Raw genomic sequence first — 13,142 nt, 5'->3', positions numbered from 1 at the left:
GCAACCGTACCGGGGCTTTCGCGGTTCAGCGCAGCAGGATGGCCTCCACCTCGCTGCCGGGCGGGACCGAGGTGGTGTCCTCCGGGACGACGATCAGGGCGTCGGCGTCGGCGAGCGCCTTGACCAGGTGGGAGCCGGGGCCGCCGACCGGGGTGACCACGCCGTCCGTGTAGCGGCCGCGGAGGAACTGCCGCTTGCCCTCGGGCGAGGAGGCGATGCCCTCGGGGCAGATCGCGCGGACGGTCTCGCGCCCGTCCGGTGCGAAGCCCATGAGCGCGCGGATCGCGGGGCGGACGAAGAGCTCGAAGGAGACGTACGCGCTGACGGGGTTGCCGGGGAGGGCCAGCAGCGGGGTGCTGTCGGGTCCGATGCGGCCGAAGCCCTGCGGCTTGCCGGGCTGCATGGCGAGTCTGCGGAAGTCGACGCGGCCGGGGCCCGGGTGCGCCGTCGCGGCCGGGCCGGACTCCGCCTTCTCGTCCGGCTCGGCGCCCGGCTCCTCGGCCGGTTCCGTGTCCGGTCCGGTGTCCGTCTCCGCCCGCTGCTCCGGGGGCCGGTCCGCGGGAGCGGTGACGTCGCCGGAGAAGGCCTCCTTCACGACGTCGTAGGCGCCGACGCTGACGCCGCCGCTGGTGACGACGAGGTCGGCGCGGAGGAGCTGGTCCTCGACGGCGGTGCGCAGGGAGGCCGCGTCGTCGGCGACGGCGGTGACCCGGTACGCGATGGCTCCGGCGTCGCGGGCCGCGGCGGTCAGCGCGAAGCTGTTGGAGTCGTGGATCCGGCCGGGCCCCAACTGCGTTCCGGGCGGGACGAGTTCGCTGCCCGTGGACATGACGACCACCCGTGGCCGGGGGCGGACCCGGACGGTGGCGCGGCCGATGGCGGCGAGCAGCCCGATCTGCGGCGGGCCGAGGACCGTGCCGGCGGACAGCACCGGGGCGCCGGCGGAGACGTCACCGCCCCGGGGGCGGATGTGCTGCCTGGCCTCCGCGGGGCGGTGTACGCGGACTTCGCCGCCGGCTCCCTCGGGCGCCGCGCTGTGGGCCCTCATGGCGGTGGCGGGGCCGCCGCCGGCGCCGCCGTCGGTCCACTCGACCGGCACCACCGTGTCGGCGCCGGGCGGCAGGGGGGCGCCCGTCATGATGCGGGCCGCCTCCCCGAACCTGATGGTGGGCAGCCTGCCGCTGCCCGCCGCGATGTCGCCGATCACGGTGAGCACCGCCGGGGATTCCTCGGTCGCGTCGACGACGTCGGCGGTGCGGACGGCGTATCCGTCCATGGAGCTGTTGTCGAACGGCGGCAGGGCGACGGCGGCGGTGACGTCCTCGACGAGGACACAGCCCTGGGCGTCGAGGATCTGGAGCTCCAGCGGCTCGAGCGGCTGGACGTGCCGGAGGATGTCGGCCAGATGCTCGTCGACGCTCCAGACGCGCGGTGCGGCTCCCGTGCCGCCCCGGTGGTCCGGGTGCGGGGACGGGACGCCGGCCGGGACATCGGCCGGGACGCCGCCCTCCGGGCCGGCGGCCTCACCGGCGGTGCCCTCGGCGTCCTCGGCCTCCTCTGCGCCTCCGGTGGGCGCGGCCCCGCGCTCTGCGGCCTGTTCAGCGGTGCTCAAGGTGCTACATCTCCTCCGCGACGTACCTCCGAAGCCAGTCCCGGAAGTCCGGTCCCAGATCCTCACGTTCGCATGCCAGTCTGACAATGGAGCGGAGGTAGTCGGCGCGGTCACCGGTGTCGTAGCGGCGGCCCTTGAAGAGGACGCCGTGCACCGGGCCGCCCAGGTCCGGGTTCTGGGCCAGGGTCTGGAGGGCGTCGGTGAGCTGGATCTCGCCGCCGCGGCCGGGCTCCGTCTTCCGCAGCACGTCGAAGACGGCGGCGTCGAGGACGTAGCGGCCGATGATCGCGTAGTTGCTGGGCGCCTCTTCGCGGCTGGGCTTCTCGACGAGGCCGGTGACCCGGTGGATGTCGTCGTCGCCGGTGGGTTCGATCACGGCGCAGCCGTACAGGTGGACCTGGTCGGGGTCGACCTCCAGAAGGGCGACGACGCTGCCGCCGTACCGCTCCTGTGCCTCGATCATGCGGGTCAGGAGCGGGTCGCGGGGGTCGATGAGGTCGTCACCGAGCAGGACCGCGAAGGGCTGCTGCCCGACGTGGGGGGCCGCGCACAGCACTGCGTGGCCGAGGCCCCGGGGGTCGCCCTGGCGGACGTAGTGCATGGTCGCGAGGTCGCTGGACTCCTGCACACGGGAGAGGCGGTCGCCGTCGCCCTTGTGCCGGAGCATCTCCTCCAGCTCGTAGTTGCGGTCGAAGTGGTCCTCCAGCGGACGCTTGTTGCGGCCGGTGACCATGAGGACGTCGGAGAGACCGGCGGTGACGGCCTCCTCGACCACATACTGGATCGCGGGCTTGTCGACGACCGGCAGCATCTCCTTGGGAGTGGCCTTGGTGGCCGGGAGGAAGCGGGTCCCGAGTCCTGCTGCGGGAATGACAGCCTTGCTGATCCGGGTACGCGATTCAGTCATGCGGAGAACCATAACCGGTACGTATGAGCGGAACGTGATGATCCGGTAAGTGTGGCCGCATACGAGAGGATTCCCGGCTCAGATGTCCACCCCGAAGTCTCGCAAGGCGGAGTTGCGGCACGGTCTCGGCCGGATGAGGTCGCGGTTGACGGAAGATGACGTGTCGGTGGCCGGGGGCGCGTTCGCGCGTCAGGCCCTGGCCCTTCCCGAACTCGCCTCCGCCCGCACCGTCGGCGCCTATGTGTCGGTGGGCCGGGAGCCCGCGACGGGTCCGCTGCTGGACGCGCTGCGCGCGCGGGGGGTGCGGGTGCTGCTGCCCGTCCTGCGCGACGACGACGATCTCGACTGGGCGCCGTACGAGGGTCCGGAGCGGCTGGTGGCGGCCGGGCGGGCGGGCCGGATGGTGCTGCGGGAGCCGGCCGGCGAGCCGCTGGGGCTGCGGGCCGTGCTGGAGGCCGACGCGCTGCTGCTGCCGGGGCTCGCGGTGGACGGGCGGGGGCTGCGGCTGGGGCGCGGCGGCGGTTCGTACGACCGGGTGCTGGAGCGGCTGGCGGAGGCCGGGGCGGATCCGGCGCTGATCGTTCTGGTGTACGAGGACGAGGTGCTGGAGGAGGTGCCCGCCGAGCCCCATGACCGGCCCGTACAGGCGGCCGTCACGCCCTCGGGGGTGCGCCGCTTCGGGGCATGACCGTGCCGGGTGCGCCGCGCCGGGGGACGACGGCGCCGGACCCCCCGGACGCCACCGGCCCCGGTGCACCGTGTTTCGCGCGGTGCACCGGGGCCGGTGGTGGAGGGCGTGGGGCCCGGCGGAGCCGGAGACCCGCGGCGGGGTCAGGGGATGAGCGCCAGCGTGTCCTCGGTCGCCTTCTCGACGCTCTTCTTGCTGAACACCCAGGGCAGCAGTTCACCCGTGGCCCACTTGGACGTCTGGTCGCTGTAGTGCGTGTTGTACGCGTGCCCCGACGCCCCGGAGAGGTTGATCCACTTGGACTTGTCGAGGTCCGCGAGGTTGACGATCATCCGCATCGACGGCACCCAGACGACGCCGTAGCCGCCGGCCGCGTTCCAGCCGGTCGCGTTGACCGCGGCCTCACCGCCGCCGAGGTTCCACGGGCCGCGGTTGAGCGCCCAGCGGAGCACGGCGGGGCCCTTGATGCCCAGCGTCTGGTTGCGCAGCGTCAGCTGGTGGAGGCGGCCCCAGCTCCAGCTGTCGATGTCCTTGCCGAGCTTGGCGGTCAGCTCCCAGCGGGCGTCCTCCATCGCCTGCTTCAGCAGCTTGTCGCGGTCGCCGGCACCGGAGTCGGGGCGGGTGCTCGTCTTCCACCAGGCGTTGTCCTCGTCCTCCAGGATGGAGCGGACCACCTCGAACCAGCGGTCGCCGCCGTCCGGCTGGGCCGCGTCCCGCGCCCGCTCGCCGCACTCGCGGACCAGGGAGTCGCCGTCCAGGTCCTCCAGCGGGCCGGAGTCGTCGGCCGGCGGCACGCGCAGGCATTCGCCGGTGACCCGCAGCTCCTTGGGCAGCTTGTTGCCGAAGGCGAGCTTCAGGGTGTAGCGCCAGACACCGTTGAAGTAGGCGGCGGCCGCGGAGTCGGAGTCCTGGGTGTAGTCCCAGCCCTCCAGCAGCTTCTGCGCCTCGCGGATGTACGGGTCCTCGATGTCGATCTTGAGCAGGTAGGGCGTCAGCAGCTTGGCGATCTCGCTGCTGTCGTCCATCTGCATGGTCTGCATGTCCTTGGTCGAGATCTTGCCGCCGTCCTTGATCTTCGACTGGATCAGATTGTCGAGCCGCTGGCTGCGCGCGCCGTAACCCCAGTCCTCGGTGAGGAGGTAGGGGTACTTCTCCGGGTCGATGACGGCCTGGTTGGCGGTGACGATGTAGCCGCGGCCGGGGTCCTTCTCCCAGGGGAGCGCGGACTGGGGGACGTAGCCGGTCCACCGGTACTCCGGGTCCCAGCCCGGCGCCGGGTAGCGGCCGTCGCCCTTGCCGCGGACGGGTATCCGGCCCGGCGCCTGGTAGCCGATGTGGCCGTCGGTGTCGGCGTAGAGGAGGTTCTGCGCGGGGACGTCGAACAGCCGGGCGGCCTTGCGGAACTGGTCGAAGTCGGCGGCCTCGTTGAGGGCGAAGACGGCGTCCATGGAGCGGCCCGGGGTGAGGGCGGTCCAGCGGAGGGAGACGGCGTAGCCGCTGGCGCGGTCGGGCGAGCCGGTGGTGACGGGCGCGGTTCTGCCGACGTCGTCCATCTCGTCGCTGCGGTCGGAGACGATCGGGCCGTTGCCGGTGCTGCGGACGGTGATCCGGCGGTCGGCGCCGCCCGCGACCTTGATGGTCTCCTTGCGGGTGGTGAACGGCTTCTGCTCGCCGTCGTAGAGGTAGCCGTCCGCGGTGATCTTCTCCAGGTAGAGGTCCGTGACGTCGGCGCCGAGGTTGGTGAAGCCCCAGGAGACCTTCTGGTTGTGGCCGATTATCACGCCCGGCATGCCGGAGAAGGTGAAGCCCGCGACGTCGTACCGGCACTTGTCGCTCACGGAGCGGCAGTGCAGGCCCATCTGGTACCAGAGGGACGGCATCTGCGGCGCCAGGTGCGGGTCGTTGGCGAGCAGCGGCTTGCCGGTGGTGGTGTGCTTTCCGGAGACCACCCAGGAGTTGGAGCCGATGCCGTCGCCGTTGGGGCCGAGGAGCGCGGGGATCTCCTCCAGGGTCTTGGAGAGAGCGCCGAGCTGGGACTGCAGGCCGGCGCCGGTTCCGGTGCCCCCGGCGGCGCCTGTGCCCGTACCGCCGGTGCCGGTACCCGTACCGCCGGTGCCTGTGCCGGCCCCGGGAACACCCGTGCCGGTGCCGGTGCCCGTGTCCGCGGCGGTCGCCTCCGGGTCGAATTCGTCCGTCAGTTCGCCGACCGCGCCGTCACGCACGATCGGCTTGTTCCGGTCCGCGGGGTACTCCGGGTACAGCTGGGCTATCTGCTTCTGGGAGAACCGGGTCGTCATCAGGGAGCGGTCGATCTCGTCCTGCATATTGCCGCGCAGGTCCCAGGCCATGGCCTTGAGCCAGGCGACCGAGTCCACCGGGTCCCAGGCCTCGGGCTTGTAGTCGTTGGTGAAGCCGAGCGCCGCGTACTCGACGGAGAGCGAGGCGCCCTCGTGCTCGGCGAGGTAGGCGTTGACGCCGTCCGCGTACGCCCGGAGGTACTTCTTGGTCCGGGCCGAGAGCTTGGTCTCGTACTCCTTCTCCGCGACCTGGCGCCAGCCGAGGGTCCGCAGGAAGGCGTCGGTCTCGACCTGGCTCGCGCCGAACATCTCGGAGAGCCGGCCGGCGGTGAGGTGGCGCCGGACGTCCATCTCCCAGAAGCGGTCCTGGGCCTGCACATAACCCTGCGCGCGGAAGAGGTCCTCGTCGCTGCTGGCGTAGATCTGCGGGATGCCGTGGCCGTCCCGCTTCACCTCGACCGGCCCGGACAGGCCCTTGAGGCGGATCGAGCCGGTGGTCTCCGGGAAGGACGCGCGGACGGTGCTCACGCTCCAGAACGCGCCGTAGCCGACACCCGCCACGAGGGCCAGCACGATCGCGATCACGAGAAGCCGCGCGCGGCCCCTCTTCTTCTTGCCGGAAGGGCCGTTTGTGTTGGCGGGCATCGCTGTCCTTCGCGGGGCAGGGTGGTCCTGGGAGTGCTGGAGCAACTGTAGGCGCAGGTACGCGGTCGCCCCTACACGGAGTCAAGTCCGGCGGTACGGCTCACGGCGGCGTCAAGAACCCGTAAAATATTAGGTAAGGCAATGAAGTTCCGGTCGCTCGCGCGGGACAAACCGTCCGATACATCACGGAAGGGTCCAGGCCCCTGACTATTCATCAGCTGAATGAACTCATGCTGCTCGGTTCCGTCCTGCTGCTCGTCGCGGTGGCGGCGGTACGGATCTCCTCGCGGTCCGGGCTGCCCAGCCTGCTCGTCTACCTCGGCATCGGCGTGGCGATCGGCACCGACGGGATCGGGATCGACTTCAGCGATCCCGAACTGACCCAGGTGATCGGCTATGCCGCCCTGGTCGTGATCCTCGCGGAGGGCGGTCTCGGGACCGCGTGGCACGAGATCAGACCGGCGCTGCCGGTGGGCGCCGCGCTCTCCACCATCGGCGTCGCCGCCAGCGTGGGGATCACCGCCGCCGGTGCGCACTATCTCGTCGGCCTGGACTGGCGGCAGTCGCTCATCATCGGCGCGGTGGTGTCCTCCACCGACGCGGCGGCCGTCTTCTCCGTCCTGCGCAGAGTGCCGCTGCCGTCCCGGCTGACCGGCGCGCTGGAGGCGGAGTCCGGCTTCAACGACGCACCCGTGGTCATCCTGGTCGTCGCCTTCGCCACCGCCGGCCCGATCGACGCCTGGTATCTGCTGATCGGGAAGATCGTCCTCGAACTGGCCATCGGCGCGGCCATCGGCCTGGCGGTCGGCTGGCTCGGTGCGCTCGCCCTGCGGCACGTCGCCCTGCCGGCCTCCGGTCTCTACCCGATCGCCGTGATGGCGATCGCCGTCACCGCCTACGCGGCCGGCGCCCTGGCGCACGGCAGCGGCTTCCTCGCCGTCTATCTCGCCTCGCTGGTCCTCGGCAACGCGAAACTGCCGCACGCGCCGGCGACGCGCGGCTTCGCCGACGGGCTCGGCTGGCTGGCCCAGATCGGCATGTTCATCCTGCTCGGCCTGCTGGTCACCCCGCACGAACTGGTGGACGACATCTGGCCCGCGGTGGTCGTCGGACTGGTGCTCACCCTGGTCGCCCGGCCGCTGTCCGTCCTCCTCAGCTGCCTGCCGTTCCGGATGCCGTGGCGGGAGCAGGCCCTGCTCTCCTGGGCCGGGCTGCGCGGCGCGGTGCCGATCGTCTTCGCCACCATCCCGATGGTGGCCGGGGTGCGCGGAAGCGGGCGGCTGTTCAACATCGTCTTCCTGCTGGTGATCGTCTACACCCTGCTCCAGGGCCCGACACTCCCCTGGGTCGCCCGGTGGCTGCGGCTCCGGGACCCCGAGGCGGCGGCGGACCTCGGCATCGAGTCGGCCCCGCTGGAGCGGCTGCGCGGGCATCTGCTGTCGACCACGGTCGCCGAGCGCTCCCGGATGCACGGCGTGGAGGTCGGCGAGCTGCGGCTGCCGCCGGGGGCGGCGGTCACCCTCGTCGTCCGGGACGGCGAGAGCTTCGTCCCGGGCCCGACGACCGTGCTGCGCCGCGGGGACGAACTCCTGGTCGTCGCCACCGACCCGGTGCGGGACACCGCGGAGAAGCGGCTGCGGGCGGTGGCCCGGGGCGGCAAGCTCGCGGGATGGCTGGGGACGGGGGCGGACTGAGCGAGGCGGCGGGGGCGGACTGAGCGAGGCGGCGGGGGCGGCCGAGGCGGGCCGCGGTTCGAGGCCGTGCGCGCTCTCGCTGGTCGCGTTGCCGTATCCGTGCCGCTGTGCCAGTGCCGCTGTGCCCGGGCTTCCGTGCCCGGGCTTCCGTGCCCGGGCTCGCGCGCCCTTGTCCGCACCGGTGGTCGGCCCTTCCCTCGTACTGACGTCCGGCGCGCCCGGCGGCCGCCTTGTACGATGACCGGGCAACCGACACACCACCCTGCCTGACGCAGAGCTGGCGCGACCGTACGGCGGCCTCGGTCCCCTGACATCCCTGTCCTCCTGGGGTGCGGACCCGGTATCTACCCCGGTGCTGCGCGAGAGGACAGCTCTCGGCGCACACGGCGGCCCCGAGCCGCGGTGCGCTACCAGGCGGCAGAAAGGTACGGCCGTGGCAGCCACGGTCACCAAGAGCTCCGGCGGGCGCCGTCCCGGTTACGGATCGCTGCTGCGCACCCCCGGGGCCTGGACGTTCCTGCTCCCCGGCTTCGCGGCGCGGCAGCCGTTCGCGATGCTGACGCTGAGCATCGTGCTGCTGGTGGAACACACCACCGGGTCCTACGGCACGGCGGGCGCCGTCGCGGCGGCCACCGGCGTCTCCATGGCCCTGTTCGCGCCGCAGAGCGGCAGGCTCGCCGACCGCTGGGGTCAAGCTGCGGTGCTCGTCCCGGGCGTGCTGCTCCACACCGCCGCGGTGGCCCTGCTGACGGCTCTCGCGCTGCTGGACGCACCCCTGTGGGCGCTGTTCGCGGCCGCCGTCCCGGCGGGTGCCTCGGTGCCCCAGGGGGGCCCGATGGTGCGGGCGCGGTGGGCCGCGCTGCTCAGCGGTGACACGGGCGGCTCGGGTGATTCGGACGCCTCGGGCGCCTCGGGCGCCTCGGGCGCCACGGATGCTTCGGGAGCCTCGGATGCCGTACACGGCGGCCCCGGCGGCGGGCGCGGGGGTCCCTCGCCGCTGCTGGCGACGGCTGCCGCGTTCGAATCCGTGACGGACGAGCTGACCTTCGTCATCGGTCCGGTGCTGGCGACCGCGCTGTGCATCGGTGTCCACCCGGCCGCCGGTCTGGTCGCCGAGGGCGCCCTGACGTTCCTGGGCGGCCTGCTCTTCGCGGCGCAGCGGCGTACTCAGCCTTCCGTGCAGCATGCGGCCGGGTTCAGCCGTGGTGCCGCCAGCGGTTCCACCGCCGCGGGGCACGGCGCGGGGAAGGCCGGTGGCTCTTCCGGACCGGCGGTCCGTTCGGGGCGGCGTGCGGAGCGTCCCGCCTCCGCCCTGTCGGTGCCGGGTGTCCGAGTGCTGGCGGTGCTGTTCCTCGGGATCGGATCCGTGTTCGGAGGCATGCAGGTCTCGCTCACGGCCTTCACCGAGGAGATCGGCCATCCCGGTCTCAACGGAGCGCTGTACGGAGTCTTCGCGGGAGGCAACATGCTCGCGGGCGCCGTCTCCGGTGCCGTCGCCTGCCGCCGGCCGGCGCACCGGCGGCTCCTGATCGCGTACACGGCGCTGGCGCTGGCGACGTCACCGCTGTGGGCGGTGGACTCGGCCGTCGCCGTGGGGGCGCTCGGACTGCTGGTCGGCCTGTGCATCGCCCCGGCGCTGGTCACCGGCTACACCCTGGTGGAGTCCCTCGTTCCGGCGACCGCGCGGACGGAGGCGTTCACCTGGCTGACCGGGGCGGTGGCCCTGGGGCAGGCCCTGGCGGTCACGGCGTCCGGACGGCTGGCCGACGGCTTCGGGGCGCACGCGGGGTTCACCGTGCCGCTGGCCGGCACGGGGCTCGCCCTGCTGGTGGCGGTGGCTCTGCGGACCCGGCTCGAACCGGCCCTGCCGGGGCGGGTGGTGGCACGTGGGGTGGATCACCGTCGGGCGGCCGCAGTGGACTGAGCCCACGGAATGCTGCAAGATGGAGCGTCGTTAGCACTCAACAAGTGAGAGTGCCAGGAGGAGCAAGTGCCGACCTACCAGTACCAGTGCACCGAATGCGGCGAGGGCCTCGAAGCGGTGCAGAAGTTCACCGACGAGGCGCTCACCGAGTGCCCCGCGTGCGAGGGGCGCCTGCGCAAGGTGTTCTCCGCGGTCGGTGTCGTCTTCAAGGGCTCCGGCTTCTACCGGACCGACAGCCGGGGCGCGTCGTCCTCGTCCAGCAGTACCTCCTCCTCGTCGAAGGCGAAGAGCGACAGCGGCTCGTCGTCCACGGGATCTGGTTCCGGTTCCGGTTCCGGCTCGTCCTCCGGTTCCACGTCGTCCTCCGCGGCGTCGTCGTCCGGCGGTTCCGCCGGCTCGTCGGCCGCCTGAGACCGCTCGGCGTCCGGACGACGTCCGCACGGCGTCTGCTCTCCGTCCGGTCGGCGCCCGCCTGACTTCCGTCGCATTCCGCCCGCGTGCACGCCGGTCACCGCCCCTTCGTGAAGGACGGCGGAACCGGCGCTGCCGCGCGGCCTTAAGGTAACGGGCATGGCGGAGACCAGCAGCACACACGCGGACAGGACCGGACCCCTGGCGGAGATCGGCGTCATCGGCGGGTCGGGTTTCTACTCCCTCCTCGACGACGTGACCGAGATCACCGTCGACACCCCCTACGGAGCCCCCAGCGACTCCCTGTTCCTCGGCGAGATAGCCGGCCGGAGCGTGGCCTTCCTCCCCCGGCACGGCCGCAAGCACCATCTGCCGCCGCACCGCATCAACTACCGGGCGAACCTCTGGGCCCTGCGCTCGGCGGGTGTCCGCCAGGTGCTCGCGCCGTGCGCGGTGGGCGGACTGCGCGAGGAGTACGGCCCCGGCACGCTCCTCGTCCCGGACCAGCTCGTGGACCGGACGAAGTCCCGGATCCAGACGTACTTCGACGGCGAGGCCCTGCCGGACGGCTCGGTGCCCAACGTCGTCCACGTCACCTTCGCCGACCCCTACTGCCCGGCCGGGCGGCAGGCGGCCCTCGCGGCAGCGCGCGGGCGCGACTGGGAGCCGGTCGACGGCGGAACGCTCGTGGTCGTCGAGGGGCCGCGCTTCTCCACCCGCGCCGAATCGCGCTGGCACGCGGCGCAGGGGTGGTCCGTGGTCGGCATGACCGGCCACCCGGAGACCGTGCTCGCCCGTGAACTGGGCCTCTGCTACACGTCGATCGCTCTCGTCACCGATCTGGACGCGGGTGCCGAGACGGGCGAGGGTGTCTCCCACACGGAGGTCATGGCGGTGTTCGCCAAGAACATCGGGCGGCTGCGGCCGCTGATCTTCGACGCCGTCGAGGCCCTGCCGGAGACCGGCGCGCGGGACTGCCTGTGCACGACGGCACTGAGCGGCCTGGACACGGGGATCACGCTGCCCTGACGGCACGGGACGCGGGCCTCCGCGGGGCCCCGCCCCGGGTCTCCGCGGGGCCCCGCCCCCCCGCCTCCGGGTCTTCGCTGGGCGCGCCGGCGGCTGCGGTCGGCTCTGGGCGGATGGCACGCGGCTCCCGCCCACCGGGGCCCGTCCTGGGCTCCTGGGTGGAGTGGTGGAGCTGTGCCTCAGCGGCTGGTGGGGTGCCTGTGGGTGAGCGCGTTGTCCACAACCCGTCGGTTGTCCACAGGCTCCGGCGGCGCGGGGGAAACAGGGGCATCGTGAGGGCGGAAACGCATCCGGCCCTCTTCACCGCAGGTGGTGACCCTCATGTCCGCGAACACCGGTAGGCCCGAACACCTCGTCCTGTCCGGGGCTCTTCCCCTGTCCCAGCGCGCCTCCATTCCCGGGCAGCCCATCCCCGGGCAGCCCGTCGCGAGGCAGCCCGTCGCGCCGCCCGGAGGCCCGGACCAGGAGCTGCTGCCCCCGTGGTCGGGGCCGCACCACCGGCCCGGGGCCCGTCGTCCCGGAGATCCGTACCCGGGAAGCCCGTACCTGGAAGATCCGCGCACGGGAGATCCGTGCCCCGTGGACCCGTACCCCGATGCCCGGCCGGCTGCCCGGCCCCGCCGTCGCCCGGCCGGAGCCTCGTGGACGGGCAGGGCCGTGGTGGCCGGCGGAGCAGCCGCGGGCGCTCTCCGGTGCGGCGGTGTCCGGGCGAACGGGGACGGGGGTGGCGCCGAAGGCGGGCGCGCGGGCGGCCCGGACCCTTCCGCACACGGCCAGGAGCTCGGGGAAGGGCAGGGACGGGGGTGGAACCCGGCCGGACGGGAGTGGAGCGGCACGGTGCCGGTCGGGCCCCCGCGGCCGGTTCTCCCGCCCCGGCAGGTGCCCCAGTTCGGGCCGCTGCGGCTCGGCGGTGGGCGGTGGTGGAGGCAGAGCGCCGTACGGCGCGGCTGGCCGGCCGTCATGGCGCTGGCAGCCGCGGTGCTCTCGGTACCCGCCCTCGGCACGCTCACCGAGCGATGAACTCCCGGCTGGACAGCATGTCCCCGGCCCGTCCACGATGGCCGTCGCATCGACCCGGACCACCTGGTTCCGATTCATCGAAGGGAAAGACCCTCCTTGAGCGAGGACAAGCAGAATGTGTGGGAGGGCTTCAAAGCCTTCCTCATGCGCGGGAATGTGATCGACCTGGCGGTCGCGGTCGTCATCGGTACCGCGTTCACCAACGTGGTCAACTCGGTGGTGAAGGGTCTCATCAATCCCGTGGTGGGAGCCTTCGGCACCAAGGATCTCGACCGGTACCGCTCCTGCCTCGACGGGCCCTGCGAGACCAACCAGGCGGGGGACGTGGTGCGGGGCATCCCAATCATGTGGGGCTCCGTGCTCAGCGCCACGCTGAGCTTTCTGATCACCGCGGCGGTCGTCTACTTCCTCATGGTGCTGCCGATGGCGAAGTTCCTCGCCCGGAAGGCGGCCCGGCAGAAGGTCGCGGAGGAGCGGCAGGCCGAGGCGGAGGCCGTCGAGATCGTGCTGCTCCGGGAGATCCGCGACGAGCTGGTCGCCCAGCGGGGCGGCCCGGGTCCGCGGGTTCCCAGCCCGAAGTAGCGGGCGTCCGCGGGCACGGAAGCAGCTCCGGAACGGCGGAGCGGGTGGGGCCCGCGGGGGTCTCAGATGTGGTGCGGCGGCTTCTCGTCCAGGAACCGGGCGAGGTCGGCGGCGCTGTCTCCGCCCGCCGGCCGCTCGCCCCAGCCGCTGTCGGTGTCGTCGGCGGACGGCTGGGCGAGCGGGTCGTCGAAGACGAGGGAGTCGGCCGGGTCGCGGGGCGCGGGACCGGGTGCGGGGGTGCTCATCCGTCCAGAGTACGGCTCCGCCCTTCCCGCAGGCCCCGCGTGCCCCGTCCTGCCCGTCCTTCCTCCGTCCGGCTCGGGCTCCTCGCCG

10 protein-coding genes are annotated in these 13,142 nt (G+C 72.8%); 6 read left to right on the top strand and 4 right to left on the bottom strand.

Translation table 11 applies throughout. The annotated features are described in order from the left end of the window. Positions 1-25 precede the first annotated feature (25 nt). The gene (glp, locus tag LIX60_RS18580) at positions 26-1,405 is read right to left on the bottom strand and encodes a gephyrin-like molybdotransferase Glp (protein ID WP_227962823.1); all 1,380 of its coding nucleotides are present in this window, start codon (positions 1,403-1,405) and stop codon (positions 26-28) included. A gap of 211 nt (positions 1,406-1,616) precedes the next feature. Beyond that, the gene (galU, locus tag LIX60_RS18575; RefSeq protein ID WP_039824437.1) at positions 1,617-2,519 is read right to left on the bottom strand and encodes a UTP--glucose-1-phosphate uridylyltransferase GalU; all 903 of its coding nucleotides are present in this window, start codon (positions 2,517-2,519) and stop codon (positions 1,617-1,619) included. Between the two features lie 82 nt (positions 2,520-2,601). On the opposite strand from galU, the gene LIX60_RS18570 reads away from it, so the two are divergent. Then, positions 2,602-3,207 carry a 5-formyltetrahydrofolate cyclo-ligase gene (locus LIX60_RS18570; protein ID WP_227959452.1) on the top strand — a complete coding sequence of 202 codons (606 nt, stop codon included), beginning with the start codon at positions 2,602-2,604 and terminating at the stop codon, positions 3,205-3,207. A 143-nt stretch (positions 3,208-3,350) separates the two neighbouring features. On the opposite strand, the gene LIX60_RS18565 is transcribed toward LIX60_RS18570, so the two are convergent. Next, positions 3,351-6,149 carry a penicillin acylase family protein gene (locus tag LIX60_RS18565; RefSeq protein ID WP_227959451.1) on the bottom strand — a complete coding sequence of 933 codons (2,799 nt, stop codon included), beginning with the start codon at positions 6,147-6,149 and terminating at the stop codon, positions 3,351-3,353. A 230-nt stretch (positions 6,150-6,379) separates the two neighbouring features. Between LIX60_RS18565 and LIX60_RS18560 the strand changes: the two genes are divergently transcribed. The 5 genes from LIX60_RS18560 to mscL all read left to right on the top strand — a co-directional run bounded on the left by LIX60_RS18560 (position 6,380) and on the right by mscL (position 12,809). Beyond that, on the top strand, positions 6,380-7,843 hold the full coding sequence (locus LIX60_RS18560) for a potassium/proton antiporter (protein ID WP_227959450.1): 1,464 nt from the start codon (positions 6,380-6,382) through the stop codon (positions 7,841-7,843). A 433-nt stretch (positions 7,844-8,276) separates the two neighbouring features. After that, entirely contained in the window at positions 8,277-9,767 is a 1,491-nt protein-coding gene (locus LIX60_RS18555; RefSeq protein ID WP_227959449.1) for an MFS transporter, read from the top strand. 66 nt (positions 9,768-9,833) lie between these two features. After that, positions 9,834-10,178 (top strand): FmdB family zinc ribbon protein, encoded by a 345-nt coding sequence (locus LIX60_RS18550; RefSeq protein ID WP_227959448.1) that lies wholly within the window; start codon positions 9,834-9,836, stop codon positions 10,176-10,178. A 159-nt stretch (positions 10,179-10,337) separates the two neighbouring features. After that, the gene (locus LIX60_RS18545) at positions 10,338-11,207 is read left to right on the top strand and encodes an S-methyl-5'-thioadenosine phosphorylase (RefSeq protein WP_050363591.1); all 870 of its coding nucleotides are present in this window, start codon (positions 10,338-10,340) and stop codon (positions 11,205-11,207) included. A 1,116-nt stretch (positions 11,208-12,323) separates the two neighbouring features. Next, positions 12,324-12,809: a large conductance mechanosensitive channel protein MscL gene (gene mscL, locus LIX60_RS18540; protein ID WP_227959447.1), complete on the top strand. Its 486-nt coding sequence runs from the start codon at positions 12,324-12,326 to the stop codon at positions 12,807-12,809. 62 nt (positions 12,810-12,871) lie between these two features. On the opposite strand, the gene LIX60_RS18535 is transcribed toward mscL, so the two are convergent. Then, entirely contained in the window at positions 12,872-13,054 is a 183-nt protein-coding gene (locus LIX60_RS18535; protein WP_019711817.1) for a hypothetical protein, read from the bottom strand. Positions 13,055-13,142: the final 88 nt, after the last annotated feature.

The organism is Streptomyces sp. S07_1.15 (assembly GCF_020739505.1).
Classification (GTDB): Bacteria; Actinomycetota; Actinomycetes; order Streptomycetales; family Streptomycetaceae; genus Streptomyces; species Streptomyces xinghaiensis.
This window is presented reverse-complemented; position numbering and strand designations above follow the sequence as displayed.